Source organism: Agromyces atrinae (assembly GCF_013407835.1).
In the GTDB taxonomy this organism is placed as follows: Bacteria; Actinomycetota; Actinomycetes; order Actinomycetales; family Microbacteriaceae; genus Agromyces; species Agromyces atrinae.
The window spans coordinates 563,790-589,085 of record NZ_JACCBI010000001.1; the positions used below are offsets into that span (position 1 = coordinate 563,790).

General features: G+C 68.3%; 27 protein-coding genes and 2 tRNA genes. 20 read left to right on the forward strand and 9 right to left on the reverse strand.

Annotation, left to right across the window (positions count from 1 at the left end):
• Window positions 1-8 precede the first annotated feature (8 nt).
• Entirely contained in the window at window positions 9-686 is a 678-nt protein-coding gene (locus BJ972_RS02740) for a trimeric intracellular cation channel family protein (RefSeq protein WP_129175201.1), read from the reverse strand.
• A 59-nt stretch (window positions 687-745) separates the two neighbouring features.
• Here BJ972_RS02740 and recO point away from each other — a divergent pair, with 59 nt between their 5' ends.
• Both recO and BJ972_RS02750 read left to right on the forward strand, forming a co-directional pair.
• Window positions 746-1,477, forward strand: coding sequence for a DNA repair protein RecO (gene recO, locus BJ972_RS02745; RefSeq protein WP_129175203.1), 732 nt, complete (start codon window positions 746-748; stop codon window positions 1,475-1,477).
• Entirely contained in the window at window positions 1,474-2,277 is an 804-nt protein-coding gene (locus tag BJ972_RS02750; protein WP_129175205.1) for an isoprenyl transferase, read from the forward strand. The genes recO and BJ972_RS02750 overlap by 4 nt, the downstream gene beginning before the upstream one ends.
• A 3-nt stretch (window positions 2,278-2,280) precedes the next feature.
• Here BJ972_RS02750 and BJ972_RS02755 read toward each other — a convergent pair whose 3' ends face one another.
• Complete coding sequence (locus BJ972_RS02755) at window positions 2,281-3,342, reverse strand: DUF418 domain-containing protein (protein ID WP_129175207.1); 1,062 nt, start codon at window positions 3,340-3,342, stop codon at window positions 2,281-2,283.
• Between the two features lie 68 nt (window positions 3,343-3,410).
• Between BJ972_RS02755 and BJ972_RS02760 the strand changes: the two genes are divergently transcribed.
• Window positions 3,411-4,076 carry a DsbA family oxidoreductase gene (locus tag BJ972_RS02760; RefSeq protein WP_129175209.1) on the forward strand — a complete coding sequence of 222 codons (666 nt, stop codon included), beginning with the start codon at window positions 3,411-3,413 and terminating at the stop codon, window positions 4,074-4,076.
• Window positions 4,077-4,183: 107 nt separating this feature from the next.
• Here the strand turns inward: BJ972_RS02760 and BJ972_RS02765 are convergent, their stop codons facing one another.
• The gene (locus tag BJ972_RS02765; protein ID WP_129175211.1) at window positions 4,184-4,678 is read right to left on the reverse strand and encodes an aminoacyl-tRNA deacylase; all 495 of its coding nucleotides are present in this window, start codon (window positions 4,676-4,678) and stop codon (window positions 4,184-4,186) included.
• Window positions 4,679-4,710: 32 nt separating this feature from the next.
• Between BJ972_RS02765 and dusB the strand changes: the two genes are divergently transcribed.
• The 10 genes from dusB (at window position 4,711) to BJ972_RS02815 (ending at window position 16,751) form a co-directional block, all read left to right on the forward strand.
• Window positions 4,711-5,871 (forward strand): tRNA dihydrouridine synthase DusB, encoded by a 1,161-nt coding sequence (dusB, locus tag BJ972_RS02770; protein ID WP_129175213.1) that lies wholly within the window; start codon window positions 4,711-4,713, stop codon window positions 5,869-5,871.
• On the forward strand, window positions 5,868-7,130 hold the full coding sequence (locus BJ972_RS02775; protein ID WP_129175215.1) for a deoxyguanosinetriphosphate triphosphohydrolase: 1,263 nt from the start codon (window positions 5,868-5,870) through the stop codon (window positions 7,128-7,130). The genes dusB and BJ972_RS02775 overlap by 4 nt, the downstream gene beginning before the upstream one ends.
• The gene (dnaG, locus tag BJ972_RS02780; RefSeq protein ID WP_129175359.1) at window positions 7,130-8,986 is read left to right on the forward strand and encodes a DNA primase; all 1,857 of its coding nucleotides are present in this window, start codon (window positions 7,130-7,132) and stop codon (window positions 8,984-8,986) included. Before BJ972_RS02775 ends, dnaG begins: the two co-directional genes overlap by 1 nt.
• 210 nt (window positions 8,987-9,196) lie before the next feature.
• On the forward strand, window positions 9,197-10,822 hold the full coding sequence (locus BJ972_RS02785) for an ABC transporter substrate-binding protein (RefSeq protein ID WP_129175217.1): 1,626 nt from the start codon (window positions 9,197-9,199) through the stop codon (window positions 10,820-10,822).
• Window positions 10,823-10,912: 90 nt separating this feature from the next.
• Window positions 10,913-12,013, forward strand: coding sequence for an ABC transporter permease (locus BJ972_RS02790; RefSeq protein WP_129175219.1), 1,101 nt, complete (start codon window positions 10,913-10,915; stop codon window positions 12,011-12,013).
• 1 nt (window position 12,014) lies between these two features.
• Window positions 12,015-13,079: an ABC transporter permease gene (locus tag BJ972_RS02795; protein WP_129175221.1), complete on the forward strand. Its 1,065-nt coding sequence runs from the start codon at window positions 12,015-12,017 to the stop codon at window positions 13,077-13,079.
• Window positions 13,076-14,764 (forward strand): ABC transporter ATP-binding protein, encoded by a 1,689-nt coding sequence (locus BJ972_RS02800; RefSeq protein WP_129175223.1) that lies wholly within the window; start codon window positions 13,076-13,078, stop codon window positions 14,762-14,764. Before BJ972_RS02795 ends, BJ972_RS02800 begins: the two co-directional genes overlap by 4 nt.
• On the forward strand, window positions 14,761-15,606 hold the full coding sequence (locus tag BJ972_RS02805; protein WP_129175225.1) for an ATP-binding cassette domain-containing protein: 846 nt from the start codon (window positions 14,761-14,763) through the stop codon (window positions 15,604-15,606). The genes BJ972_RS02800 and BJ972_RS02805 overlap by 4 nt, the downstream gene beginning before the upstream one ends.
• Window positions 15,603-16,598, forward strand: a complete 996-nt coding sequence (locus BJ972_RS02810; protein ID WP_129175227.1) for an NAD(P)-dependent oxidoreductase — start codon at window positions 15,603-15,605, stop codon at window positions 16,596-16,598. The genes BJ972_RS02805 and BJ972_RS02810 overlap by 4 nt, the downstream gene beginning before the upstream one ends.
• Window positions 16,599-16,678: 80 nt before the next feature.
• A tRNA-Asn gene (locus BJ972_RS02815) sits at window positions 16,679-16,751 on the forward strand.
• A 56-nt stretch (window positions 16,752-16,807) separates the two neighbouring features.
• Here BJ972_RS02815 and BJ972_RS02820 read toward each other — a convergent pair.
• On the reverse strand, window positions 16,808-17,644 hold the full coding sequence (locus BJ972_RS02820; RefSeq protein ID WP_129175229.1) for an SDR family oxidoreductase: 837 nt from the start codon (window positions 17,642-17,644) through the stop codon (window positions 16,808-16,810).
• Between the two features lie 62 nt (window positions 17,645-17,706).
• On the opposite strand from BJ972_RS02820, the gene BJ972_RS02825 reads away from it, so the two are divergent.
• On the forward strand, window positions 17,707-18,069 hold the full coding sequence (locus BJ972_RS02825) for a winged helix-turn-helix transcriptional regulator (RefSeq protein WP_129175231.1): 363 nt from the start codon (window positions 17,707-17,709) through the stop codon (window positions 18,067-18,069).
• Window positions 18,070-18,095: 26 nt separating this feature from the next.
• Here BJ972_RS02825 and BJ972_RS02830 read toward each other — a convergent pair whose 3' ends face one another.
• Genes BJ972_RS02830 through BJ972_RS02840 form a run of 3 tightly spaced genes read right to left on the reverse strand, consistent with a single transcriptional unit; the run spans window position 18,096 to window position 20,141 of the window.
• Entirely contained in the window at window positions 18,096-18,590 is a 495-nt protein-coding gene (locus BJ972_RS02830; protein ID WP_129175233.1) for a peptidase inhibitor family I36 protein, read from the reverse strand.
• 4 nt (window positions 18,591-18,594) lie between these two features.
• The gene (locus tag BJ972_RS02835; RefSeq protein WP_129175236.1) at window positions 18,595-19,566 is read right to left on the reverse strand and encodes a hypothetical protein; all 972 of its coding nucleotides are present in this window, start codon (window positions 19,564-19,566) and stop codon (window positions 18,595-18,597) included.
• Window positions 19,563-20,141, reverse strand: a complete 579-nt coding sequence (locus BJ972_RS02840) for an RNA polymerase sigma factor (protein ID WP_129175238.1) — start codon at window positions 20,139-20,141, stop codon at window positions 19,563-19,565. The genes BJ972_RS02835 and BJ972_RS02840 overlap by 4 nt, the downstream gene beginning before the upstream one ends.
• A 74-nt stretch (window positions 20,142-20,215) precedes the next feature.
• Here BJ972_RS02840 and BJ972_RS02845 point away from each other — a divergent pair, with 74 nt between their 5' ends.
• Window positions 20,216-20,950 (forward strand): AzlC family ABC transporter permease, encoded by a 735-nt coding sequence (locus BJ972_RS02845; RefSeq protein ID WP_129175240.1) that lies wholly within the window; start codon window positions 20,216-20,218, stop codon window positions 20,948-20,950.
• A complete protein-coding gene (locus BJ972_RS02850; RefSeq protein WP_129175242.1) occupies window positions 20,947-21,252 on the forward strand; it encodes an AzlD domain-containing protein in 306 nt (101 codons plus the stop codon). Before BJ972_RS02845 ends, BJ972_RS02850 begins: the two co-directional genes overlap by 4 nt.
• Window positions 21,253-21,258: 6 nt before the next feature.
• Here the strand turns inward: BJ972_RS02850 and def are convergent, their stop codons facing one another.
• Window positions 21,259-21,825: a peptide deformylase gene (def, locus tag BJ972_RS02855; protein WP_129175244.1), complete on the reverse strand. Its 567-nt coding sequence runs from the start codon at window positions 21,823-21,825 to the stop codon at window positions 21,259-21,261.
• A 40-nt stretch (window positions 21,826-21,865) separates the two neighbouring features.
• On the opposite strand from def, the gene BJ972_RS02860 reads away from it, so the two are divergent.
• The 4 genes from BJ972_RS02860 (at window position 21,866) to BJ972_RS17090 (ending at window position 24,534) form a co-directional block, all read left to right on the forward strand.
• Window positions 21,866-22,783 (forward strand): DMT family transporter, encoded by a 918-nt coding sequence (locus tag BJ972_RS02860; RefSeq protein WP_241830815.1) that lies wholly within the window; start codon window positions 21,866-21,868, stop codon window positions 22,781-22,783.
• A gap of 134 nt (window positions 22,784-22,917) precedes the next feature.
• On the forward strand, window positions 22,918-24,168 hold the full coding sequence (locus BJ972_RS02865; RefSeq protein ID WP_129175248.1) for a glycosyltransferase: 1,251 nt from the start codon (window positions 22,918-22,920) through the stop codon (window positions 24,166-24,168).
• Between the two features lie 71 nt (window positions 24,169-24,239).
• Window positions 24,240-24,314: transfer RNA gene (locus BJ972_RS02870), tRNA-Ile, on the forward strand.
• 97 nt (window positions 24,315-24,411) lie between these two features.
• The gene (locus BJ972_RS17090) at window positions 24,412-24,534 is read left to right on the forward strand and encodes a hypothetical protein (RefSeq protein WP_257022685.1); all 123 of its coding nucleotides are present in this window, start codon (window positions 24,412-24,414) and stop codon (window positions 24,532-24,534) included.
• On the opposite strand, the gene BJ972_RS02875 is transcribed toward BJ972_RS17090, so the two are convergent.
• Window positions 24,535-25,293, reverse strand: a complete 759-nt coding sequence (locus BJ972_RS02875; protein WP_164989930.1) for a putative endonuclease domain-containing protein — start codon at window positions 25,291-25,293, stop codon at window positions 24,535-24,537.
• Between the last annotated feature and the right edge of the window lie 3 nt (window positions 25,294-25,296).

The window sequence follows — 25,296 nt, forward strand, 5'->3', positions numbered from 1 at the left end:
CGTCGCGGCTAGGCCGAGGGAGGGTTCTCGGGGCGCCGCCAGCGCGGCCAGCTCGCGATGGCGCGCTGCTCGGGCAGGCTCCAGCCGAATCGCACCGACAACAACCGGATGACGGTCGTGAGTATCACGCAGATGATGCTCGCGACCGTCATCGGCATTCCCAGGGCGTGCGAGACGACGAGGAACGTCGTGCCCGCGCCCGCCGCGACCGCGTAGAGCGAGCCGACGTGCATGAGCGCGATCGGCAGGTTGAGCGTGACGTCGCGGAGGATCGAGCCGCCGACGGCCGAGACGACGCCGACGAAGACCGCCGGCACCTCGGGTACGCCGTACGCGAGCGCCTTCGTGGTTCCGATTGCTCCGAAGAGGCCGATCGTCACGGCGTCGAGCGCGATGATGAGCGGGTTGAGGCGCTGGAAGAGCTGCTGCAGGAGCATGCCGAAGAGCGCGGCACCCGTCGCGACGAGGATGTACCAGTTGCTCTGCAGCGCCGCGGGGATCTGACCGAGCAGGATGTCGCGGAGGAGACCGCCGCCGAGACCGACGATGATGCCGATGAGCGCGACACCGAGAAGATCGATGCGGCGCTCCTTGAGACGACCGGCGAACATCGCCCCCTGGAGGGCTCCGACGCCGACGGCGACGAGGTCGACCCAGAGCGGGATCTGGAACGGCGACTCGAGCATGTGGTCCATTGTGGCCGAGCCTCGGCCGTGACATCGCGTCGAGCGACGATAATTGCTGAGTGCCCGTGTATCGAGATGAAGCCGTCGTGCTGCGTACCCACAAGCTGGGTGAAGCCGACCGCATCGTCACGCTGCTCACGCGCACGCACGGCAAGGTGCGTGCAGTGGCGAAGGGCGTGCGTCGCACGGCGTCGAAGTTCGGGTCGAGGCTCGAGCCCTTCATGGTCGTCGACGTGCAGCTCTACGAGGGTCGCACCCTCGATGTCGTGACGCAGGCCGAATCGCTCGGCACGTACGGCGCCGAGATCAGCTCCGATTATGCGAGCTACACGGCTGCGAGCGCCATGGTCGAGACGGCCGACAAGCTCACCGAGTCGGAGGGATCGCTGCAGCAGTACCTCCTGCTCGTCGGCGCGCTGCGCTCCCTCTCACGGCGCGAACACGGCGCGGCGGCCACTCTCGATTCGTACCTCCTGCGTGCTCTGTCGCTCGCCGGCTGGGCGCCGACTTTCGAGGACTGCGCGCGGTGCGCTCGCCCCGGCCCGCATTCCTCGGTCGTCGTGCAGATCGGCGGCATCGTCTGCGACGACTGCGCACCTCCCGGCACCCCGAAGCTCTCGGAGGACACGATCGCCCTGCTCGGCGCTTTGCTCTCGGGCGACTGGGAGTACGCCGACGCGGCCGTGGCCCGCAGCCGCGACCAGGCGAGCGGGATCGTCGCCGCCTACACCCAGTGGCATCTCGAGCGGGGCCTCCGTTCGCTGCCGCACGTCTCGAGGGAGCCCCGGTGAGTCCGAAGCCCTACACGCACAAGGACGCCGTGCCGTACCGGCCGATCGACTGGACCGGCATCCACCCGCCCGCGTTCCCGAAGGGCGCCGTGCCCGAGCACGTCGCGATCGTCATGGACGGCAACGGGCGCTGGGCGAACGCGCGCGGTCTCACGCGCATCGAGGGCCACAAGGCCGGCGAGGTGGCGCTGCTCGACGTCGTTGCCGGCGCCATCCAGGCGGGCGTCAAGCACCTCTCGGTGTACGCGTTCTCGACCGAGAACTGGAAGCGTTCGCCCGATGAGGTGCGCTTCCTCATGGGTTACAACCGCGACGTGCTGCACCGCCGCCGCGATCAGCTCAACGAGTGGGGAGTGCGCATCCGCTGGGCGGGTCGGAAGCCTCGACTCTGGAAGTCGGTGATCGACGAGCTCCAGTTCGCCGAACGACTGACGGCAGGCAACTCGGTGCTCACCCTCACGATGTGCGTGAACTACGGCGGTCGCAACGAGATCACCGACGCCGTGCGTTCGATCGCCGACGATGTCGCCGCGGGCCGCCTGAAGGCATCCGCCGTGTCGGAGAAGCTCATCCGCAACCGTCTCTACGTTCCCGATATGCCCGACGTCGACCTCTTCCTCCGCAGCTCGGGCGAGCAGCGCACGTCGAACTTCCTGCTCTGGCAGTCGGCCTACGCCGAGATGGTCTTCCTCGATACGCTGTGGCCTGATTTCGACCGCGAACAGCTCTGGCGCGGCATCCAGACGTATGCGAGCCGCAACCGCCGTTTCGGTGGCGCGGTCGACGCACCCACCGCCTGAGATCTAGTCGACGGCGGGCGTCGCGCGGCGCCACGGCATCCGCACGCGACCGCTCGCGACGCCGATGAGCCATTCGAGCGGGCCCCGGCCGATGAAACGGCGCCACGTCCACGCAAAGACGAGGGAACCGACCGAGATGCCGATGAGCACCGGCCACGAGTCGTCGGTCAGATAGCCGTTCTCCTCGTGGATCGTCGCGGCGAGCACGACGACGTGAGCCGAGTAGATCGTGAGCGGCATCGAGCCGGCGGCCGCGAGCGGCGAGAGGACGGCGTTCGCGACTCCTCCGACCCGTTCGGGCGTGAACGTGATGATCGCGGTCAGCGCCGCGACGACGACGAGGCCGACCGAGAACGCGGAGAGCGTCTGTGCGACGAGCGGCACGTAGAGCGCCGTCGAGTGCTGCGCGAGGGGCTCGAAGACCGCGATCCCGGCGATGCCGGCCGCTCCTGCCGTGTACGCGACACGGCGCCGGTGCAGCCCGAGGCGGGCGAGGGCGAGCCCGATCATCATGATCGGCACCCAGATGAGCACGGGATAGACGCCCGTGAGCAGGAGGTCGCCGATCCATCCCGCGATCGACGCGTCGGGGTCGAAGCCCGGTCGCCCGCTGAAGACCGCCGAGCCGATCGACGCGACGACGAGAAGCCCGATCCCCAGGGTGAGCAGGACGGATGCCGGCAGGAAGAGGAACGGGATGAGCACGATGAAGGCGACGCCGTACTCTTCGAGCACGACGTAGAGCAGGGGCCCGAGCGCGGTGAGACCGAGACCGATGAGGATGACGAGGACGGCGCGGATCGCGAGTTGACCTCGCACGCGGCCGCGTCCGGCACCGGCGCGCCACGCGCTCATCGTGAGGTAGCCGAGCCCGATTCCCGCCGTGAGCGCGAAGAGGAGGCGCGGCTTCTCCTCCGACGCCCAGGCGACGATCTCGAACGGCGAGCCGAGCGGCAGCCCGGGGGCGGCGTGCGCGAAGAACATTCCGAGGAGTGCGAGACCGCGAGCTGCGTCGACGGCGGAGTCCCGACGCCGAGGCGTCACGGTTTCCTCGGCTCGGGGCATCCTCCGATACTAAGGAGCGGCCGGCGCCCACGGGGAATATGCCGCGCCGGCCGACCGTTGTTGACAGCGTGAGTGAACCCATCAAGATCGACATCTGGTCCGACATCGCGTGCCCGTGGTGCTACATCGGCAAGCGCAACCTCGAGAACGGCATCGCCGCACTCGGTGACGACGCGCCCGCCGTCGAGATCGAGTACCACTCGTTCGAGCTGTCGCCCGACACCCCCGTCGACTTCGAGGGCGACGAGGTCGACTTCCTCGCGAACCACAAGGGCATGCCCCGCGATCAGGTCCAGCAGATGCTCGAGCGCGTCACGGGTGTCGCAGCCGGAGCCGGACTCGACTACGACTTCGGGTCGCTCCAGCACACCAACACGGTCAAGGCGCACGAGCTCCTGCACTTCGCGAAGACGCAGGGCAAGCAGCTCGAGCTCAAGGAGCGCCTCCTCTCCGCCTACTTCGTCGAGGGCCGCCACGTCGGTCGCGTCGACGACCTCATCGCCCTCGCCGAAGAGATCGGCCTCGACGGCGCAGCCGCACGCGCTGCGCTCGAGTCGGGCGAGTTCACGTCCGCCGTGCGCGCCGACCAGCAGCAGGCGCGCGAGTACGGCATCAACGGCGTTCCCTTCTTCGTCATCGAGGGCAAGTACGGCGTCTCCGGCGCACAGCCGCCCGAGGCCTTCGCCCAGATGCTCACCCAGGTCGCGACCGAGAACGCCGGGGCGACGGCATGAGCGGAACGGATACGACGCCGCTTACCCCGCTCGTCGGACTCGCGGGTGCGGCGAACGCGCCCGTCTGCGACGGAGACGTCTGCGAGATCCCGTCGGCGTGAGCGTCGTTACTCGGGGTCGCTGATGTCGGCGACCACTGCACCGAACCCGGCGATCAGCTCGTCGGCATCGACGAAGGCGCTGTAGCCGTGTGCACCCGAGCCCATCGCGATCCGTCGACCGACGATGCTCTCGTCGGCGTAGACGGGCCACGGGTTCCGAGAGCCGAGAGGCGTGATCGTTCCGCGCTCGTACCCCGTTGCGGCGAACGCCAGGTCGGCGCCCGGCAGCTGCAGTTTGTTGACGCCGACGAGGGCACGCAGCTTCGGCCACGAGATCTTCCGACCGCCGGGCACGAGGGCGAACAGGTAGGTGTCGTCGCTGCGCTTGACCACGAGCGTCTTGACGATGTCGGCCGGGGTCAGTCCGAGGAGTTCGGCGGCCTCTGCGAGGCTCGAGGCCTCCGGGCGCGGCGTGATCTCGACCGTGATACCGCGCGACGCGGCATCCGTTCGCACCCTCTCGACGCCCTCGGGCGAGTCGGAAGTGGGGGACAGGCTCATGGGGCACCGGGTTTCTGGAAGAATCGATGAAGATGACTGCGCCTTCCACCCTAAGCCCGGCTCCCCAGCTCTCGATCGGTCCGATCGAGCTCGAGGTGCCGGTCGTCCTCGCGCCCATGGCGGGCATCACGAACACCGCGTTCCGTCGGCTCTGCCGCGAGTTCGGCGCGGGTCTGTACGTGAGCGAGATGATCACCTCTCGAGCCCTCGTCGAGCGCACTCCTGAGTCGATGCGGCTCATCACGCACCACGAGAGCGAGACGACGCGCTCGATCCAGCTCTACGGCGTCGACCCGAAGACCGTGGCCGAGGCCGTCACGATGCTCGTCGCGGAAGACCGCGCCGATCACATCGACCTGAACTTCGGGTGCCCCGTGCCCAAGGTGACGCGCAAGGGCGGAGGCGCCGCCCTGCCGTGGAAGATCGGACTCTTCCGTTCGATCGTCGAGGGCGCGGTGAAGGCCGCCGGCGACGTGCCGCTCACGGTGAAGATGCGCAAGGGCATCGACTCCGACTACCTGACCTACCTCGAGGCCGGTCGCATCGCTGAGGGCGCGGGCGCCGCGTCGATCGCGCTGCACGCGCGTACCGCCGCCGAGTTCTACTCGGGTCAGGCCGACTGGTCGGCCATCGCGAAGCTCAAAGAGACGATCACGTCGACGCCCGTACTCGGCAACGGCGACATCTGGTCGGCCGACGACGCCCTGCGCATGGTCGCCGAGACCGGCTGCGACGGTGTCGTGGTCGGTCGAGGATGCCTCGGTCGTCCCTGGCTCTTCGGCGACCTCGCTGCGGCGTTCCGCGGTGAGAGCGTCAAGGCCGAGCCGAATCTGGGACAGGTCGCCGACGCGTTCCGCCGTCACGCCGAACTGCTTGCCGAGTTCTTCGACAGTGAAGAGCGCGGCTGCCGCGACATCCGCAAGCACGTCGCCTGGTACTTCAAGGGTTACCCCGTCGGCGGCGAGTTGCGCGCGAAGCTCGCGACCGTCGAGTCGCTCGCGTCGCTCGACGACCTGCTCGGCACGCTCGACCCCGACGTCGCCTACCCGGGCGAGGGGGCCGAGGGTCCGCGCGGTCGCGCCGGCACGCCGAAGCGACCGGCGCTTCCCGACGGATGGCTCGATTCGCAGGAACTCGTCGGCGCCGAGCGGGGCACGCTCGTCGAAGCCGAACTCGACACGAGCGGGGGATGACGGTGGCGGCTGTCGATGCGAACGGATACAGCGACGTCGATGCCGAGCGCTGGCTCCCCGAAGAGCACACGTCGACGCGGAGCGACTTCGCCCGCGACCGCGCGCGACTGCTGCACTCGAGTGCGCTCCGCCGTCTCGCGGCGAAGACCCAGGTACTGAGTCCCACGGCGGGGCTCGACTTCGCGCGCAACCGACTCACGCACTCGCTCGAGGTCGCTCAGGTCGGGCGAGAGCTCGCGACGAGTCTCGGACTCGACCCCGACGTCGTCGACACGGCGTGCCTCGCCCACGATCTCGGGCACCCGCCCTTCGGCCACAACGGGGAGCGCGCGCTCAACGACTGGGCCGCCGACATCGGCGGCTTCGAGGGCAACGCCCAGACCCTGCGCCTGCTCACACGCCTCGAGCCGAAGGTGTTCGGTGCCGACGGGCAGAGCTATGGCCTGAACCTCACCCGTGCGAGCCTCGACGCGAGCTGCAAGTACCCGTGGCCCGAATCGGAGGGAATCCCCGACCCGAGCGGGCGCTCCAAGTTCGGCTTCTACAGTGATGATCTGCCCGTCTTCGAGTGGCTCCGCGCCGGAGCCCGGCCGCGTGTGCGCTGCATCGAGGCCCAGGTCATGGATCTCTCCGACGACATCGCGTACTCCGTCCACGACTTCGAGGACGCCATCGTCGGCGGCTACATCGATGTCTCGACGCTCTCGAGCCGCGTCGATCACGACGATCTCGTCGACTCCATGTTCGAGTGGATCGGCGGCGCGATCTCGCACGACGAGCTCATCGCCGCCTTCGACCGGCTCGACTCGCTCGACGGCTGGCCGTCGGGCTGGTCGGCGTCCCGCGAAGATCAGGGGCGTCTCAAGAACCTCACGAGTCAGCTCATCGGCCGTTTCGCCGCCGCGGCGACGGATGCCACGCGCGCGGCGTTCCCGCAGTCGAGCCTCGCCCGTTTCGGCGCCGATGTCGTCGTGCCCCGTGAGATCGCGGCCGAGATCGCCGTGCTCAAGGGGATCGTCGCGGCGTACGTGATGTCGCGCAACACCCGTCAGCCCGTCTACGCGCACCAGCGCGACGTGCTCTCGAGTCTCGCGGAGGTGCTCTTCGAGACGGGCTCGGCTCACCTCGACCCGGGCTTCGCCGCCGAGTGGCGCGACGCCCGAGACGACGCAGCGCGCCGTCGTGTCGTCGTCGACCAGGTCGCGAGCCTCACCGATCAGTCGGCGCTCGCGTGGCACGAACGCCTGGTGCAGCACTGATGGCCGGTCGCATCCGCCAGAGCGACGTCGACGAGGTCAAGGCCCGCACCAACATCGCCGACATCGTGGGCGACCACGTGAGTCTCAAGTCGGCGGGAGTCGGGTCGCTCAAGGGCCTCTGCCCGTTCCACGACGAGCGCAGCCCGAGCTTCCACGTGCGCCCCCAGCTCGGCTACTACCACTGCTTCGGGTGCGGCGAGTCGGGCGACGTCTACACGTTCCTGCAGAAGATGGACCACGTCACGTTCGCCGAGGCCGTCGAACGTCTCGCCGGTCGCATCGCGTTCGAACTGCACTACGAGGACGGCGGCCAGGCGAGCGACCACGGCAACCGTGCGCGCCTTCTCGCCGCCAACGCCGCCGCCGCCGAGTTCTTCGAGGAACGCCTGTCGTCGCCGGGGGCGGAGCCCGGTCGGCGCTTCCTCGGTGAGCGCGGATTCGACGCGGCATCCGCGAAGCACTTCGGAGTCGGTTTCGCGCCGAAGAGCTGGGACGAACTCACGAAGCACCTGCGGTCGAAGGGTTTCCGTGACGAGGAGCTCGCCGCAGCCGGCCTCGTCTCGCAGGGCGATCGTGGTGTCTACGACCGCTTCCGCGGGCGACTCGTCTGGCCCATTCGCGACGTCACCGGGCAGACCGTCGGTTTCGGCGCCCGTCGCCTGCTCGACGACGACAAGGGCCCGAAGTACCTCAACACCCCCGAGACGCAGATCTACCACAAGGCGCAGGTGCTCTACGGTCTCGACGTCGCCAAGCGCGACATCGCCCGATCGCAGCAGGTGGTCGTCGTCGAGGGGTACACCGACGTCATGGCGTGCCACCTCGCGGGCGTGACGACCGCCGTCGCGACATGCGGAACCTCGTTCGGCGTCGACCACATCAAGGTGCTCCGCCGCGTCCTCGGCGACGACTCCGGCATCGGCGAGGTCATCTTCACGTTCGACCCCGACGCGGCCGGTGAGAAGGCCGCGATGCGTGCCTTCGCCGAGGAGCAGCGGTTCGCCGCCCAGACCTTCGTGGCCGTGGCTCCCGAAGGCCTCGATCCGTGCGACCTGCGTCTGGCTCGCGGCGACGCCGCAGTGCGCTCCATCATCGAGCAGCGCACCCCGATGTTCGAGTTCGTCATCCGGCATACCCTCTCGCGGTACGACCTCGAGACCGTCGAGGGTCGTGTCGCCGCGCTCCGCGCCGCGGCGCCCATCGTGGCCGACATCCGCGACCCGTCGATCCGGCCCGGGTACGCGCGTGAACTCGCCCGCATGCTCGGCGTCGATCTCGCCGAGGTGTCGCGCGCCGTCGCGTCGGCGGGCCGCCGCGACCGCGGCACGTCGACGGAGGCTCCGGCGAAGGGCGATGCCGCGACGGCACCCGCGACCGAGCGGCCGTACTCGATCTCCGACCTGCCCGCCGACCCCGCGACGCGGCTCGAGCGCGACGCCCTGCAGGCGATCCTGCAGCACTCCGACATCCTCGGCCCCGACCTCCTGCATCAGGCCGTCGACTGCCGCTTCGGCAATCAGGCCCTCGCCGTCGTGCGCGACGGGATCGCGGCGAACATCGACACGCTCGCCTCCCCGACCGGCATCGACACGCTCCTCGCCGACGTGCCGAAGCCCTTCGCCGGCCTCGTGCAGCAACTCGTCGTCGCGCCACTGCCCGAGCGCACCGAGCGTGAGCTCACGGCGTACGTGCGCGGTGTGGTGACGGCGCTCATCGATCGCGAACTGCTGCGGCAGAAGGCCGAACTGCTCGGGCGCCTGCAGCGCACCGACCGCACCGACGTCGAGGCCTACGGCGCCGTGCAGCGGGCACTCGTGCTCGTCGAGGCCGACCGTCGTGCCTTGCGATCCGAGTAGCAGTCGCTCGCGTCATCCCTTCGCTACCTCGATCGCAGGTCGTGCAGGTTCGACGACCGATCATGGCTCATCTTCGGCACATGTTGCAGATCGGTAAACATTCCTCACTCAGCATGCGCCTCGCTTGGGGGGTGTGTTAGTCCTAGTAGATGCCCGCCGCAGCCAGTCGGTTGCGTCCGGCGCGACACTCAGAGGAATGAGGAGACGGATATGGCATCCAGAACCATGAAGGGTCGGCGCGCTCTCGGCGCGGCGGCGGGAATCTCGGCCGCGGCACTCGTGCTCGCCGGCTGCTCCGCCGGAACCGACACCGGCGGCGGGGGAGTGTTGACGATCGGCACGACGGAGCAGATCACCTCGATCGACCCGGCCGGCTCGTACGACAACGGCTCCTTCGCGGTCATGAACCAGGTCTATCCGTTCCTCATGAACACGCCCTACGGCAGCCCCGACGTCGAGCCCGACATCGCGGAGTCCGCCGAGTTCACGAGTCCCACCGAGTACACCGTGACGCTCAAGCCGGGCCTGAAGTTCGCCAACGGCAACGACCTCACCTCGTCGGACGTCAAGTTCACGTTCGACCGCCAGCTCGCGATCGCCGATCCGAATGGTCCGTCGTCGCTGCTCTACAACCTCGACTCGGTCGCCGCACCCGACGACACGACCGTCGTCTTCACGCTGCTGAGCGAGAACGACCAGATCTTCCCGCAGATCCTGTCGAGCCCTGTCGGCCCGATCGTCGACGAGGAGGTCTTCTCGGCCGATTCGATCACGAGCGACGACGACATCGTCGCGGGCAACGGTTTCGCCGGTCAGTACACGATCACGAGCTACGACTTCAACAACCTCATCGCGTACAAGGCCAACCCCGACTACGAGGGTCTCCTCGGCGCGGCGAAGACCGACTCGATCAACGTCAAGTACTACACCGACTCGTCGAACCTGAAGCTCGACGTGCAAGAGGGCAACATCGACGTCGCGAACCGTACGCTCTCGGCGACCGACATCGAAGACCTCCGCTCGAACGACAACGTCAAGATCGTCGACGGCCCCGGCGGCGAGATCCGTTACCTCGTCTTCAACTTCGACACGATGCCGTTCGGTGCGACGACGCCCGAGGCCGACCCGGCCAAGGCTCTCGCCGTCCGCCAGGCGATCGCCGACCTCATCGACCGCGAAGCGATCTCAGAAGAGGTCTACAAGGGCACGTTCACGCCCCTGTACTCCTACGTCCCCGAGGGACTGACCGGTGCCAACGAGTCGCTCAAGAGCCTCTACGGCGATGGTCAGGGCGCACCCGACCCGGCCAAGGCCGAGGCGACGCTCACGGCCGCCGGCATCACGACGCCCGTGCCGATCAACATCCAGTACGTCGCCGAGCGCTACGGCCCCTCGTCGGGTGACGAGTACGCGGTCATCAAGGACAACCTCGACTCGAGCGGCCTCTTCACGGTCACCCTCCAGTCGACCGAGTGGGTGCAGTACTCGAAGGACCGCGTCGCCGACCTCTACCCGGCCTACCAGCTGGGTTGGTTCCCCGACTACTCTGACGCCGACAACTACCTCACGCCGTTCTTCCTGGCCGACAACTTCCTCGCCAACCACTACGACAACCCGACCGTCAACGACCTGATCCTCCAGCAGGCCGTCACGGTCGACCCGGCCGAGCGTACGGCGCTCATCGAGCAGATCCAGGACGCCGTCGCGGCCGACCTCTCGACGATCCCGTACATGCAGGGTGCACAGCTCGCCGTCGTGGGCGCGGATGTCGAGGGTGCTGAAGACACTCTCGACGCGTCGTTCAAGTTCCGGTACGCGGCTCTCTCGAAGGGCTGAGTCCGCCGAGTAGAGTTCCACCAACACAACCGAAGGCGGGTGGGCCGCTCACGAGCGGGCCACCCGCCTTCGGGCGTTGAAAGGCGAGGGATGACTGTGACCACCGCAACCGTTCCACCGGGTTCCTCCGACGGAGCGGCCGCGCCCCGAGCGGCGAAACGCCGCGGCGGGGGCGGACTCTGGAGATATCTGCTCGTCAGATTCCTCCTGATCTTCCCGACGATCTTCATCCTCGTGACGCTCGTCTTCTTCCTCATGCGGACGACGGGCGATCCGATCACGGCGGCCCAGGGCGGGCGCGTGCCGCCCGACCGGCTGGCCGAGCTCATCGCCGCGGCCGGATACGACCGCCCGCTGTGGGAGCAGTACATCGAGTACCTCGGCCAGCTCCTGCGCGGAGACTTCGGCACGACGCTCACGACGGGCCGCCCCGTCATCGACGTGCTCTTCACCTACGGCCCCGCGACGTTCGAGCTCGCCTTCTACTCGCTCATCGTGGCGTTCATCGTCGGCATTCCGCTCGGTATGGTCGCCGCCTACTTCCGCGACAAGGCGCCCGACGCCTTCCTCCGCGTCTTCGCGATCCTCTGCTACGCGACGCCCGTGTTCTTCGCGGGTCTGCTCCTGAAGCTCGTCTTCGCCGTCTGGCTCAAGTGGTTGCCGGTCGCCGGTCGTGCCTCGACGGGCGCCGAACTGCAGATGCAGGTGCTTCCGAACACGACCGGTTTCTACACGATCGACGCGCTCATGACGGGAAACCCGGCCGTGCTCGGCGACGTGCTCGCACACGCCGTGCTGCCGTCGATCGCGCTCGGCCTGCTCACGGCGGGCGTGTTCCTCCGACTCGTGCGCACGAACGTCATCGGCACGCTCTCGACCGACTACGTCGACGCCGCACGCTCTCGCGGTGTGAGCGAATTCCGGCTCGTGCGGAAGCACGCGTACCGCCCCGCGCTCATCCCGATCATCACCGTCATCGGCCTGCAGATCGCTCTGCTGCTGGGAGGCGCGGTGCTCACCGAGACGACGTTCGAGTGGAAGGGTCTCGGCTTCATGCTCGCCCAGTTCCTGCAGTCGCGCGACTTCGTCGCTGTGCAGGGCATCGTCGCGCTCCTCGCGATCATCGTGGCTCTCACGAACTTCCTCGTCGACATTCTCGCGGCGATCATCGACCCGAGAGTGAGGTACTGACATGAGTACCGTCTCCCGTGCGCCGAAGCGATCCCTGGCGTCCCGTCTTCCCGTCGTCCATCAGCTGCAGCAGAGCGTCGGCCTGCAGCGCGGCATGCTCATCGCGGGCCTCGTCGTCTCGGGCGTCTTCGTGCTCACCGCGATCTTCGCCCCGCTCATCGCCCCCTTCGGCTTCGCGCAGCGGCGGGACGACGCGGGCATCTTCGGGGCGCAGCAGCCGCCGTCGGCCGAACACCTCTTCGGCACGACCGTCGGCGGGTACGACGTGCTGTCGCGCGTGCTGTGGGGTGCGCAGACGGCGCTCTTCGTGATCGTCGTCTCCGTCATCCTTTCGATCTTCGCCGGCGTGCTCCTCGGGCTCGTCTCGGGGTACTTCGGCGGTTGGCTCGATCGTGTGCTCGTCGTCGTGTGCGACGCGATCTACGCGTTCCCGTCGCTCCTCCTCGCGATCGTGATGTCGATCGTCATCTCGGGCGGTCAGTCGAGCCTCGTCGGCGGTGTCTTCGCTGCGGCGATCTCGATCACCGTGGTGTTCATCCCGCAGTACTTCCGGGTCATCCGCGCGGAGACGGTGCGCATCAAGGCCGAGGCCTACGTCGAGTCCGCGAAGGTCATCGGCGCGAGCTCGAACCGCATCATGTTCCGACATGTGCTGCGGAACGCGACCCGCACGCTGCCGCTCATCGTGACGCTCAACTCGTCGGAGGCGATCCTCACGCTCGCCGGTCTCGGCTTCCTCGGATTCGGCATCGAGCCGACGGCCGCCGCGGAGTGGGGCTACGACCTGAACCGCGCCCTCTCCGACGTCACGAGCGGCATCTGGTGGACGGCCCTCTACCCGGGCCTCGCGATCGTCCTCGTCGTGCTCGGCATCACCCTCGTCGGCGAGAGCCTCAACGACCTCGCCGACCCGCGCCTCCGCGGTCGCCGGGCCGTCGCGCAGTCGGCCGGCGTCGTCGCCGAGACGTCCGTCGTGCCCGGCGGCTCACTCACCGCCGGTCCGGGCGGGCTCGGCGGGCTCGAAGACGGAGAATCGTTCGACGAACACGGAATCGAGACACGATGACGACGGTGCTGAGAATCGACAACCTCGGAGTGTCGTTCGCGACCGACGCCGGTGCGGTCAAGGCCGTCAACGACGTCTCGCTGCACGTCGATCGCGGCGAGGTGCTCGCGATCGTCGGCGAGTCGGGGTCGGGTAAGTCCGTCACGGCGAAGACGATCCTCGGTCTCCTGCCCGAGACGGCGACCGCGAACGGCGCCGTGGTGCTCTCGAGCCGCGACGGTTCGAGTGAGAGCGACGTCATCGGCCTGTCGACGCGTCAGCTGCGCGATGTGCGCGGCACCGATGTCGCGATGGTGTTCCAGGAGCCGTCGACGGCGCTCAATCCCGTCTACACGGTGGGCTGGCAGATCATCGAGGGACTTCGCGCGCACACCCGGATGTCGCGGAAGGATGCTCGGGCGAGAGCCATCGACATCCTGCGCCGGGTCGGGATCCCCGACCCCGAGGCGCGCGTCGACTACTACCCGCACCAGTTCTCGGGCGGCCAGAAGCAGCGCGTCGTCATCGCGATGGCACTCGTGCTCGAGCCGGGCCTCATCGTCGCCGACGAACCGACGACCGCACTCGACGTCACGGTGCAGGCTGAGATCCTCGATCTGCTCCGCCGGTGCCGCGACGAGTTCAACACGGGAATCGTGCTCATCACCCACAACATGGGAGTCGTCGCCGACCTCGCCGATCGCGTCGCCGTGATGTATCAGGGCGACATCGTCGAGCAGGCGAGCGTCGCGGAGCTCTTCAGCGCTCCGCGGGCCGACTACACGAAGCAGCTGCTCGCCGCGGTGCCGCACGTCGGTCAGGGCACGGCGACGGCCGAGGATCGGCTCGCTCTCCGAACGGATGACTGGGAGGCACGTGTTCCGGTCGTCATGGCACGTGATCTCCGCATCGAGTTCCCCGGCCGCTTCGGCAAGCCGTCGTTCACGGCTGTCGACGGGGTCTCGTTCGACATCCGACCGGGGGAGGTCATCGGTCTCGTCGGCGAGTCGGGCTCGGGGAAGACGACGATCGGCCGTGCGATCGGTGGTCTGACGAAGATCACCGGCGGCTCGCTCACCGTGCTCGGAACCGAGATGAACGGCGTGCGCGAGCGCACCTTCGGTCCGCTCCGCAGTCGAATCGGCTTCGTGTTCCAAGACCCGGCGTCGAGCTTCAATCCGCTCCTCACGATTGCCGAGTGCGTCGCCGAGCCGCTCGTCGTGCACGGGCGCGCCCGCGATCCTCGTTCGGCGCGCGCTCGCGTCGACGAGCTACTCGAGGCCGTGCAGTTGCCGCGTGCCTACGGCGACCGCTACCCGCACGAGCTCTCGGGCGGCCAGCGCCAGAGGGCGAGTCTGGCTCGTGCTCTCGCGCTCGAACCCGAACTGCTCATCGCCGACGAGCCCACGTCCGCGCTCGACGTGTCGGTACAGGCCCGCGTGCTGGAACTCTTCGCCGAGCTCCAGCGCGAGTTCGGCTTCGCCGCGCTCTTCATCAGTCACGATCTCGCCGTCGTCGACATCCTCGCCGATCGCATCGCCGTGCTGCACCGTGGCAAGCTCGTCGAAGAAGGCACGGGTGCCGAGGTCCTCGGTTCGCCGAGCGATCCCTACACCCGACGTCTTCTCGCTTCACTCCCCGTCCCCGATCCCGTCGAACAACGCCAGCGTCGCGAGGCGCTCCGAGACCTCCGCGAGGCCACATGAGTCACGGTGCCGCACACGGCTTCCCCGTCCACTTGAGCGATCTCACGATCGAATACCCTGCGCACGGTCCGAGCCCCGCACACGTCGCCGTGCACGGACTCAGCCTGCGCATCGAACCCGGCGAGGTCGTCGGCCTGCTGGGTGGATCGGGCTCCGGGAAGAGCACGGTCGCCGACGTCATCTCGGGCGACTTCTTGAAGGCGCGCGCCGGTGAGGTGCACCCCGTGATCACGGGCGGGCAGGCGACGGTGCTCGGCTACGAATTGCGCGGCCTCGGCCGCCGGGCGAGCGCCGAGTTGCACTTCGATGTCGGGCACGTCGGTCAGGACGCCGGCGCGGTGCTCCCGGCCGACCGCAGCGTCGCCGAGATCGTGGGCGAGCCCATCCTCGTGCGCGACCCGAGCTACAACCGATCCGCCCTCATGTCGCGCGTCGCGACCATCATCGATGCCGTCCGTCTGCCGCTCACGGTGCTCGACTCGTACCCCTACGAGCTCAGCTCGGGTCAACGTCAGCGCGTCGCCATCGCGCGTGCTCTCGTGCTCGGCCCGGCGCTCCTCGTCGCCGATGAGCCGACGACGGGCATCGACGTGACGGTGCGCGACTCGATCGTCGACCTCATCCACGAGCTGCAGGCCCAACGCACCTTCTCCGCGCTCATCGTGAGCCACGACCTCTCGGTGCTCGAACGTCTCGTCGATCGCGTCGCCGTGCTCGATCGCGGCCGGCTCGTCGCACTCGGCACCCTCGACGAGGTCTTCTCCGATCCGATCCACCCGTACGTCGTGCGCCTCGCCGACGAACTCGCCGAAGCGGGTCTCGAACTCTCGGCCGCCGAATGACGGAGGCACGCCCGCGGCACCGCGCCGTGCTCGCCGATGCCCCGGTCGACCTCGGTGACCGGCGACCCGAGCCCGGGAGCATCGCGATCCTGCCCGAGTACGACGAGTTCTTCGCGTCATCCGTCGCCGCCGCCGGGGGAGTGGTCGCCCCGCTCGGCCCCGACACGCGCGGAATCGTCTGGTTGTCGTCGACGGGTGCCGAGGAGCTCGAGTCGGTGCTCGCGTCACATCCGCTCATCGGCTGGGTGCAGCTTCCCTGGGCGGGGGTCGATGCGTTCGCGGCGACCCTGCGCGGCTCCGATCGCCCCGGGCTGCTCTGGACGAGCGCGAAGGGTTCGTACGCGCAGCCCGTCGCCGAGCACGCGCTCATGCTCATGCTCGCGCTCCTCCGCGTCATCCCTCTGCGTCTCGAGACGCGGTCGTGGTCCCACCGCGAGGAAGGGCGTTCCCTGTACGGGGCGAACGTCGTCATCGTCGGCGCGGGAGGCATCGCACTCGAGCTCGTGCGCCTGCTGGAGCCGTTCGGAGCCGACGTGACGATCGTGAGGCGGAGACCGCAGCCCGTCGAGGGTGTTCGCACCGTCACGGGCGACGACTTCGCGGCGCTCCTTCCGCACGCGGACGTCGTCATTCTCGCGGCCGCGGCGACCGAGCAGACGGCGCAGCTCATCGGCGCGCGAGAACTCGACCTGCTGCCCGCCCACGCGTTGCTCGTCAACATCGCGCGGGGATCGCTCGTCGATACCGACGCCCTCGTCGCGGCCCTCACCACGGGTTCGATCGGCGGCGCGGGCATCGACGTCACCGATCCGGAACCGCTTCCCGACGGGCATCCGCTGTGGACCGCCCCGAACACGATCGTCACGCCGCACGCGGCCGATACCCCCTCGATGACCGCGCCGTTACTGGCCGAGAGGATCGAATCGAACGTGCGCGCGTTCCTGCACGGAGGCGCTTTCACGGGTATCGTTGACGTCGGCGCGGGGTACTGATCGCGATGGTCCGAAAGCGAGCTTCACTCGAATTGGGACTGGGCGCGACCTTTGCTAAAGTAGCGATGCTGAACAAGCGATCCTCCATAGCTCAATTGGCAGAGCAATCGGCTGTTAACCGGTAGGTTCTTGGTTCGAGTCCAAGTGGGGGAGCAAGAAAGGCCCGGTCTCTGAGGAGACCGGGCCTTCTTCGTGGGTGGACGCCGGTGTCAGACTCCGACGTCGCGGAGCCACTGCGACACACTTCGTGGCTCGAGCGAGAGGAGCTTCTGAGCGCTCCGGGCCTCGTCGATCACGTCATCGGCCTGCGTGAGGCGCCAGCGGTAGCCGGCGACGACCGGTGCCGTGCCCTCTGCTCCGAAGAGCGGCGTGATGAGGGCTCCGAAGTCGTCGGGGTCCTGAGCCTCGAACCGCACGTCGCGACCGAGGTGTGCGGCGAACCCGGCAGCGAGATCTGCGCCGAGAAGGGCCGGAAGCGCACCGATGGCGACCGAACCCGTCACGCTGTGATCGGCGAGGAGACGCACGACGACGTCGGCGACGTCGAGGTGCGAGCTCCACGACACCGCGTAGTCGTCGCGCAGCGGGTAGCGCAGCACGCCCTCGTCGTGGAGCGGCGCGACGACCGTGGGGAGCAGCAGGTTCTCGAGGTAGAGGCGGGGCTCGACGATGGCGACGGACGCGCCGCTCGCGCGGAGTCCGCGCACGAGCACCGACACGGGGCTGTCGTCGTCTGTCGCCGCTCCGTACCCGCTCGTCGATGCGACGACGCGTGTCGGCTGCGCATTCGTCACCGCGGTCACGATCGCTTCGGCGTAGGCGCGCTGCTGATCGGGCATGCCGATGGGCAGGTGGATGAAGACGCCGTCCGCACCTCGGTAGGCGGCTTCGAGCGAGGGCACCGACGAGTAGTCGACGGCGACCGCCGTCCCGTCGAAGGCCGAGGGATCGCGCACCGCGGCGGTGACATCGTGGCCGGCTGCGACGAGCGCGGCGTAGACAGGGGAGCCTTGGGCGCCGGTGGCGCCGTGGATGATGTAGGTCATACGTCTATTAGTGCACACAGTGCACCAGTTACATCAACTGCACTAAAGGCTATGCTCGATCCATGACCTTCTCGCCGGCGCCGTGGCCCGAATGCGGAATCGCGCGATTCCTGAGCCTGCTCGACGGGCCGTGGGCGACGCTCATCGTGCGCGAGCTCCTCACCGGGCCGAAGCGATTCACCGAACTGCGCGACGCGCTACCCGGAATCAGTGCGCACACGCTGACGAGTCGACTCCGACGTTTCGAGGCGTACGGCATCGTGTCGCGCACGGCCTATGCCGAGATCCCGCCGCGCGTCGTCTACGAGCTCACCGAGATCGGTCAGGAACTCCGGCCCGTGCTCGACGCGATGAACGTCTGGGCCTCGGGCGTACCGCTCATCGACGCCGAGCTCGAGGATGCCTCCGCACTGCGCCCCCTCTGATCGAGAGTGTGAGTCGCTGACGAGCCTCAGCAGCCGAGCCGAGTGATCGTCGCACTCGTGTTCGTGGTCGAACCCGCACCCACCGTGAGCACGACGGACGACCCGTTGAAGGCGGAGACGGTGCCCGACGATCGAGCGTTCGTCACCGACCGCACCGCACCGATCGGCGCGATCGAGTTCGTTCCCGTGCAGCTCGAGAACGACAGCTGCAGTCCACCCTGGTTCGATCCGCTGTACGCGCAGAATCGTCCGGTGGCACAGCTCCCCACCGCGGCGAGGCCGCTCACGTCCTCGGAGGGGATCGTGAGGACGACGTCGCCTCCGTCCCAGGCGATCTGGTTCGCAGCGATCTGCGTTCCGCCGGGATGCGCCTCGAGGATCCGGTCGACCTGGTCCTGCAGCGGGTTCTTCCCCTCGGCTTGATCGTCGTCGTCGGCGTGGGCCGCGGCGGCGGGCGCAAGGCCGAGCACGAACAGCGCCGACGCGGCGCTCGCTCCGAGTACCGTCAGAAATCGTCGCATGTGGTCACTTCTCCCAGGCGTAGTAGAGCACGATCGCGGGTGACGCGATGTCGGTGCGATCCGAACCGATGTAGGTCATCTCCGACGACAGTATGCCCGCGCCGGCGGGCGACACGATCAGGGAGTCGATGAACTCGCCGGGCGCGCGCGATGTCGTCGAGACCGAGACTCCCTGCCGGCCGAGTCGATCCGTCACCGTGCCGTTCACCATGAGGTCGGGCAGCGACGCGACGAAGCGGAGCAGCGCCGCCTCCTCGGTCGACGCGAGGGTGCGCTCGGTGAGGAGCATCTGGATCGCCAGGATGTAGTCGCCCGACGTCGGCTCCTCGGGGAGCGCGCCGTACCGTGCGAGATACTCGCCGACGGCGGCGGCATCGGTGGGCGGGTCGGGGAAGACCGGCTGGTACTCGCCGGGCGCATACTCGAGTCGCCACAGTTCATCGCCCGGTCGCACCGTCCCCGCGTCCTCGGGGTACGGGACGGTCGCTCGCGCGATGCGCGACACCGAGCCGTCCGGCGCCGTCGAGACGGTGATCTCGGCGGGCTGCACGACCGAACTCAGCGCGCCGTTGCCCGGGTCGGTCGATTGCAGCTGCCAAGCCCGATACGAGAACGTGCGCGGGGGCTCGCCCGACGTCGGGATGAGCTGATCGGCGGCATCCATGAGGACCTCCTTCGCGGTCGAACTGAGCGGTTCGGCCTGCAGCACGGGTGGGGTGACGGCGAACGCCTGCCCGGGGCGCGGCACGAGGAACGTGCCGGCGCCGAGGAGCACGAGGATGACGAAGACGGCGGCCACGCTGAAGATCAGTCGCACGGGTGCGCGTCGCACGCGGCGCGCTGCGAGCTCGTCGCTCGGCTCGTCACCGACGATCCGATCGAACAGCGCGGCCTTCCGGGCGTCGATCGTCGCATCGTCGATCGGGAGTTCGGGGCGTGCCGATCGGATGAGGCGAGTCAGGTCGTCTTTCTTCATCGTTCGCCTCCTTCCGCGGTCGTCGACGGCGATGTGTGGTCGAGGTGGGCGAGCGCTCGTGCAAGACGTCGGCGTGCCCTCATGAGACGAACGCGGAGGGTCGCCGAGTTGTAGCCGACGATGCTCGCGATCTCGTCGCGCGAGAGTTCGTCCCAGTACGCCAACCAGATCAGCTCGCGATCGATGGGTTCGAGCTCGGCGATCGCCCGTCGCACGGTGATGGATCGCTCCGAGTCCGCGAACTGATCGGGGTCGACCAGCTCGCCTCCCACCCGTTCGACGCGCCGCGCCGCGCGGGCCCGTCGTCGGTACTCAGAACCGATGTGGTTGCGGAGAGTCGAGTAGAGCCAGGGGAGCCGGAACACCATGTCGGCGTCGTCTCGGTGCCGCCACGCGGTGATGAACACCTCCGCGGTGAGGTCCTCCGCCTCGTCGAGATCGTCGACGCGGTTGTAGGCGGCGCGCAGGATCCGTCGGTAGTGCGCGTCGTAGAAGACGGAGTAACGGGCGTGCACCTCGTCGTCGAGGGTCGACGACGAGACCGGCTGAGCCGGGCCGTCCTCATCTGCCCTCACATCACTATCGTTGCCGGATAGAGGCGTTTCGTTTCACGCGATCCGATATTCATCCGAACGAATACGATGACGTCATGCCCGAACGCGACGATTCCGACGCGGCGACGGATGACGGCAGCGACGTCGACGGCCGGCGACGGGTCATCCGCGACGGTCTCGCCGTCGGCCTCGCGACGGCGGCCTACGGCATCTCGTTCGGTGCTCTCGCCGTGGCATCGGGTCTCGACGTCTGGCAGACCTGCTTCCTCAGCCTCGTGATGTTCACGGGCGGTTCGCAGTTCGCGCTCGTCGGCGTGCTCGCGAGTGGTGGAGTCGCCGCCGGCCCGGCCGGAATCGCGAGCGCGGCTCTCCTCGGCCTCCGGAACATCGTCTACGGCATGAGGATGGCGCCGGTCGTGCGGCCCACCGGGTGGCGTCGTCTCGCGGCGCCGTGGCTCACGATCGACGAGTCGGTCGCCGTCTCGCTCGCCCAGGAGGGCACCGGTCGCCGGCGCCTCGGCTTCTGGGTCACGGGCGCGGCGATCTTCGTCGGCTGGAACCTCACGACCCTGCTGGGCGCGCTCATCGGCGACGCGATCGGCGACACCCGTCTCTGGGGATTGGACGCTGCGGCGGCCGCCGCGTTCCTCGGACTCCTCTGGCCGAGACTGACCTCGCTTCAGGCAGGCGCGACAGCCGTGGCGGCAGCCGTGGTCGCCGCTCTCGTGACCCCGGTGCTCATGCCCGGCATCCCCGTGCTCGTCGCTGCGGCGGTCGCCCTCGTCGTCGGATGGTTCAACCTCTTCGGTCGTCGGGAGGTCTCGGCATGACGCTCTGGCAGGTCGTCATCCTCGCCGCGGTCGCGTGCGTCGCGATGAAGTTCGCGGGGTACCTCGTGCCGCCGAAGCTCCTCGAACGCGAGCGACCCGCGCGCATCGCCGACCTCCTGACGGTCGCGCTCCTCGCGGCGCTCATCGCCGTACAGACGCTCGGCGTCGGCCAGAGCATCGAGGTCGATGCGCGTGTTCCCGCGCTCATCGTCGCCGCCGCGCTTTATGCGCTCCGGGTGCCGTTCATCGTCGTCGTCCTGGTCGCGGCGCTCGTCGCGGCGGCGGTCCGCAACTTCCTCTAAGGAGCCTCAGCCCTCGAGGTCGTCGACTCCCGGCATCCACGAGTTGCCGGGAACGCCCCACCCGAGCTTCTTGGTGATCTTCGCGACGATCCGGGAGTCCTTCTCACCGAGGCGATCCATGTAGAGCGTGCCGTTGAGGTGATCGAACTCGTGCTGGAAGATCCGTGCGAGCCATCCCTCGGCGATGATCTCGAAGGGCTCGCCCTCGAGGTCGACGGCGCGGAGGATCGCGCGCTCCGACCGACGCAGCCCGAAACGCTCGCCGGGGAACGAGAGGCAGCCCTCAGATTCCTCGTCCTCGTCGACGGGGCCCGTCGCGGTCGGAGTGATCCACAGCTCGGGGTTGATGGCGACCCCTCGCCACCGCTCGCCGTCTTCGTCGACCCAGCCGTAGGTGAAGAGTCGGAGCGGAACGCCGACCTGCGGGCCCGCGAGGCCCACGCCCGGCGCGGCATCCATCGTCTCGAACATGTCGGCGACGAGCGATCGCAGGTCGTCGTCGAAGGCGACGATCGGGGCGGCGGGGGAGTGGAGAATGGGATCTCCGGAGATTCGAATGGGGAGTACGGCCATTCGCCCAGGATATCGAGGGCACGCGCGCTACAGTCATCGAGTGAACCCCGACCTGAACGACATCACGCAGGAGATCGCGAGCGATCCCGCCGCTTTCATCGGCATTCCGTTGGCCCTCGTCGGTGCCGTCTTCCTCTCGCTCGGGGCGCAGTTCCAGCACCGCGGGGTCGGCAAGGTCGAAGCGCGCACCGATTCATCCGTCGGCAAGGGGATGTCGGGAAAGCAGCTCGCTCTCCTCCTGGCACGACCCTCGTGGGTCATCGGAACTCTCATGCTGGGTCTCGCGATCCTCTTCCAGCTCGGAAGCCTCTCGTTCGCACCGATCATCGTCGTGCAGCCGCTCGGCGCGATCGCCCTCGTGATCACGGCCGTCGTGAATTCCCGCGTGGCGAAGGTCAAGGTGAACCGGCAGTCGGTCATCGCGATCATCATGTGCGTGGGCGGCGTGTTCCTCTTCGTCTTCGTCGCCGCATTCACCGCCGTCGACAAGCCCGTGACCGAGCAGAACCTCATCACGATCCTGATCATCCTCGCGGTCGTGCTCGCCGCATTCGGGCTCGCCTTCACCTTCCTCCGGAAGCGCATGCGGGCGATCTTCTACGTGCTCGGCGCGGGCGTGCTCTACGGTTTCGTCGCGACCCTCGCCAAGGTCGTCATCGGTCGACTGCAGCAGGGTGACTTCGAGTGGCTGACGCTCACGTGCGTCATCGCGCTGCTCGCCGCGACGGCACTCGGCGCCTACTTCGTGCAGAACGCCTACGCATCCGGCCCGCCCGACCTCGTGATCGCCGGTCTCACGGTCATCGACCCGCTCGTGGCCGTCGCGATCGGAATCATCGTGCTGGGCGAGGCGTCGCAGGCCCCGCCGTGGGCGATCGTCGTCTACATCATCGCCGGCGTCATCGCCATCTGGGGCGTGTTCCGTCTCGCGAAGTACCACCCGCAGACACAGTTGTAGGCGGCGCGCGGCGTCGTTCGGGGCGTGCGTCGTGACCGGATGGTTACAATGGACAATCGCTCCGGTGCCCGTGTGTGCCCGGCCGTGATGCAGGGCCACGAACTCTGCTCCCCGACTGTGAGGAACATCACCCCGTGTCAGACACTTCCGGTACGACGGCGTCAGCCGAATCCCCGGAGACCCCGAAACCGCTGCGCGTCCTCATCGGCGCCGACACCTTCGCTCCCAACGTGAACGGAGCCGCTCGCTTCGCGGAGCGGCTCGCCGCCGGTCTTGTCGCTCGCGGACACGAGGTGCACGTCATGGTTCCGGCTGCGAGCCGCAAGCACGGAACGTGGCCGGAGGTGTACGAGGGACAGACCGTCACGGCTCACCGTCTCTACAGCTGGCGCTGGTACCCCCACGACTGGCTGCGCTTCGCCATGCCGTGGCGCATCAAGCAGAACAGTGCCCGCGTGATCGACGAGGTCAAGCCCGACGTGGTGCACTTCCAGTCGCACATCATCACGGGCCGCGGTCTCGGCATCGAGGCGCAGAAGCGCGGCATCCGCATCATCGGCACGAACCACTTCATGCCCGAGAACATGCTCGAGTTCACGCTCCTGCCCAAGGGCTTTCAGGAGTGGGCCGTCGGGCTCGCCTGGAAGGCCGCGCGTCGTACGTTCGGTCGCGCCGAGGCGGTCACGACTCCGACGCGGAAGGCCGCGGACTTCCTCGAGAAGCACACCGGCCTCACCGGCGTCCACGCGATCTCGTGCGGCATCGACGCCGACAACTACTCCCCGAACTGGGAGCCGCGCACCGAGAACCGCATCCTCTTCGTCGGCCGCGTCACGGGCGAGAAGCAGATCGACGTTCTGTTGCGCGCACTCACGCTCCTTCCCGCCGAACTCGATGCGACCGTCGAGATCGTCGGCGGCGGCGACCAGATGAAGAACCTGCAGCAGCTCGCCGTGACTCTCGGCATCGCCGACCGCGTCGTCTTCACGGGCTACGTCACCGACGAAGAACTGCGCGAGGCCTACCACCGCGCTACCGTGCTCGCGATGCCGTCGATCGCCGAGCTGCAGAGCATCGTCACGATGGAGGCCATGGCCTCGGCCCTTCCCGTCGTTGCGGCGAACGCGATGGCGCTGCCCCACCTCGTGCACGACGGCGAGAACGGCTACCTCTTCGAGCCGAGCAACGCGCAGGACCTCGCCGACAAGCTGAAGGTCGTGCTCGAGGCGAGCCCGGAGGAGTTCGAGCGCCTCAAGAAGGAGTCGATCCGACTCATCGCGGCGCACGACATCAACCGCACCCTCTCGACGTTCGAGAGTCTGTATCGCGGTGAGCCGGTGGCCGATCCGGTCACCGAAGACGCGTCGGCCACTCGCTCGGAGTGAACCGAGGCGGCACACGCTCGCGGGTCGCCGACCAAGCGTTTCTCCTCCGGTACTCTGATCACTGTGCCCGAGGGGCGGTAGCCAAGCTGGTTAAGGCAGCCGGCTCATAACCGGCCGATTCGTGGGTTCAAGTCCCACCCGCCCTACTCCGCACGCACGGTCACGCCCCGCCGCACTCGATTCGGTGGGGCGTGACCGCGTCGTGGCCGGTCGCTCTCGATTCCGGGCCGATACCCTCGACGTATGAACTTCGACACTCCCGGCGGCATCGTGCTGATCGTGCTCGCCGTCGTCTCGATCCTCGGGGCGCTCACGCTGACGGTCATGCACCTCGTGCGCACGTTCCGCGACGACGACGAGGACTGATCAGACCGCGGCGGGCGCGACTGCGAGAGCGTCGACGGCGGCATCGCCTCGGATCTCACGCATGAGTCGCACGACCTCGTCGACCGCTGCCACGGTCAGGCCCTTGCAGACGACGCTGTAGGGCCCGAGGGGCTCGAGCCCACCGGCGCGCACGCGGATGATCTCCCAGCCGACGTCGCGCAGGGCGTCATCCTTCTCGATGTCGGAGGCCTCCTTCAGGCCGCGGTGCCAGCGCCGGGCCTTGCCGGGATCGTCGTACTCGACGGCGATGCGCAGCTGGGGAACGAGGATGTCGGGCCAGACCTCCTGCTGCCCGTAGAACATGCGGCGGATGCGCACGGCGTTGACCTTGTGGTGCAGTCTGATGCGTTCGCCGAGCAGGATCTTGAGCCTCTGCTCGGTCTGCGACGTCGCGGTTCGGAGACCCGGCTTCATGTACGCGACGCCCGCCTCGCGCTGGGAGGACGGCCCGGCCGCATTGGCCTTGCACTTCGCACAGCTCGGGCCGGTGAGCACCTCACGGATGGTCGCCTCGTACCGGTCGTGACCGCGCGCACAGCGCCACTCGTACACCGCACCGATGCGCGTCTCGGCGGCGAGCGACGCGCGGTACGGCGGCGCGACCTTCGAGAGGAGTTCGCCGCGCGAGCGCTGGGTCTCGGCGATGAGCATGCAGAGCGGGCACGCGCGCGACAGTGAGAGCACCCCGGCATCGCCCGCCCGTGCCCCGTGCCCGCAGCGGAAAGCGACCGCGACCATCTC

Coding starts and splice junctions, on each gene's coding strand:
- BJ972_RS02755 (WP_129175207.1), bottom strand. CDS start 3,342: ATGCCCCGAGCCGAGGAAACCGTGACGCCTCGGCGTCGGGACTCCGCC.
- BJ972_RS02795 (WP_129175221.1), top strand. CDS start 12,015: ATGAGTACCGTCTCCCGTGCGCCGAAGCGATCCCTGGCGTCCCGTCTT.
- BJ972_RS02875 (WP_164989930.1), bottom strand. CDS start 25,293: ATGGTCGCGGTCGCTTTCCGCTGCGGGCACGGGGCACGGGCGGGCGAT.
- BJ972_RS02835 (WP_129175236.1), bottom strand. CDS start 19,566: ATGAAGAAAGACGACCTGACTCGCCTCATCCGATCGGCACGCCCCGAA.
- BJ972_RS02785 (WP_129175217.1), top strand. CDS start 9,197: ATGGCATCCAGAACCATGAAGGGTCGGCGCGCTCTCGGCGCGGCGGCG.
- dnaG (WP_129175359.1), top strand. CDS start 7,130: ATGGCCGGTCGCATCCGCCAGAGCGACGTCGACGAGGTCAAGGCCCGC.
- BJ972_RS02775 (WP_129175215.1), top strand. CDS start 5,868: ATGACGGTGGCGGCTGTCGATGCGAACGGATACAGCGACGTCGATGCC.
- def (WP_129175244.1), bottom strand. CDS start 21,825: ATGGCCGTACTCCCCATTCGAATCTCCGGAGATCCCATTCTCCACTCC.
- BJ972_RS02765 (WP_129175211.1), bottom strand. CDS start 4,678: ATGAGCCTGTCCCCCACTTCCGACTCGCCCGAGGGCGTCGAGAGGGTG.
- BJ972_RS02850 (WP_129175242.1), top strand. CDS start 20,947: ATGACGCTCTGGCAGGTCGTCATCCTCGCCGCGGTCGCGTGCGTCGCG.
- BJ972_RS02820 (WP_129175229.1), bottom strand. CDS start 17,644: ATGACCTACATCATCCACGGCGCCACCGGCGCCCAAGGCTCCCCTGTC.
- dusB (WP_129175213.1), top strand. CDS start 4,711: ATGACTGCGCCTTCCACCCTAAGCCCGGCTCCCCAGCTCTCGATCGGT.
- BJ972_RS02845 (WP_129175240.1), top strand. CDS start 20,216: ATGCCCGAACGCGACGATTCCGACGCGGCGACGGATGACGGCAGCGAC.
- BJ972_RS17090 (WP_257022685.1), top strand. CDS start 24,412: ATGAACTTCGACACTCCCGGCGGCATCGTGCTGATCGTGCTCGCCGTC.
- BJ972_RS02790 (WP_129175219.1), top strand. CDS start 10,913: ATGACTGTGACCACCGCAACCGTTCCACCGGGTTCCTCCGACGGAGCG.
- BJ972_RS02805 (WP_129175225.1), top strand. CDS start 14,761: ATGAGTCACGGTGCCGCACACGGCTTCCCCGTCCACTTGAGCGATCTC.
- BJ972_RS02830 (WP_129175233.1), bottom strand. CDS start 18,590: ATGCGACGATTTCTGACGGTACTCGGAGCGAGCGCCGCGTCGGCGCTG.
- BJ972_RS02740 (WP_129175201.1), bottom strand. CDS start 686: ATGCTCGAGTCGCCGTTCCAGATCCCGCTCTGGGTCGACCTCGTCGCC.
- BJ972_RS02825 (WP_129175231.1), top strand. CDS start 17,707: ATGACCTTCTCGCCGGCGCCGTGGCCCGAATGCGGAATCGCGCGATTC.
- BJ972_RS02810 (WP_129175227.1), top strand. CDS start 15,603: ATGACGGAGGCACGCCCGCGGCACCGCGCCGTGCTCGCCGATGCCCCG.
- BJ972_RS02800 (WP_129175223.1), top strand. CDS start 13,076: ATGACGACGGTGCTGAGAATCGACAACCTCGGAGTGTCGTTCGCGACC.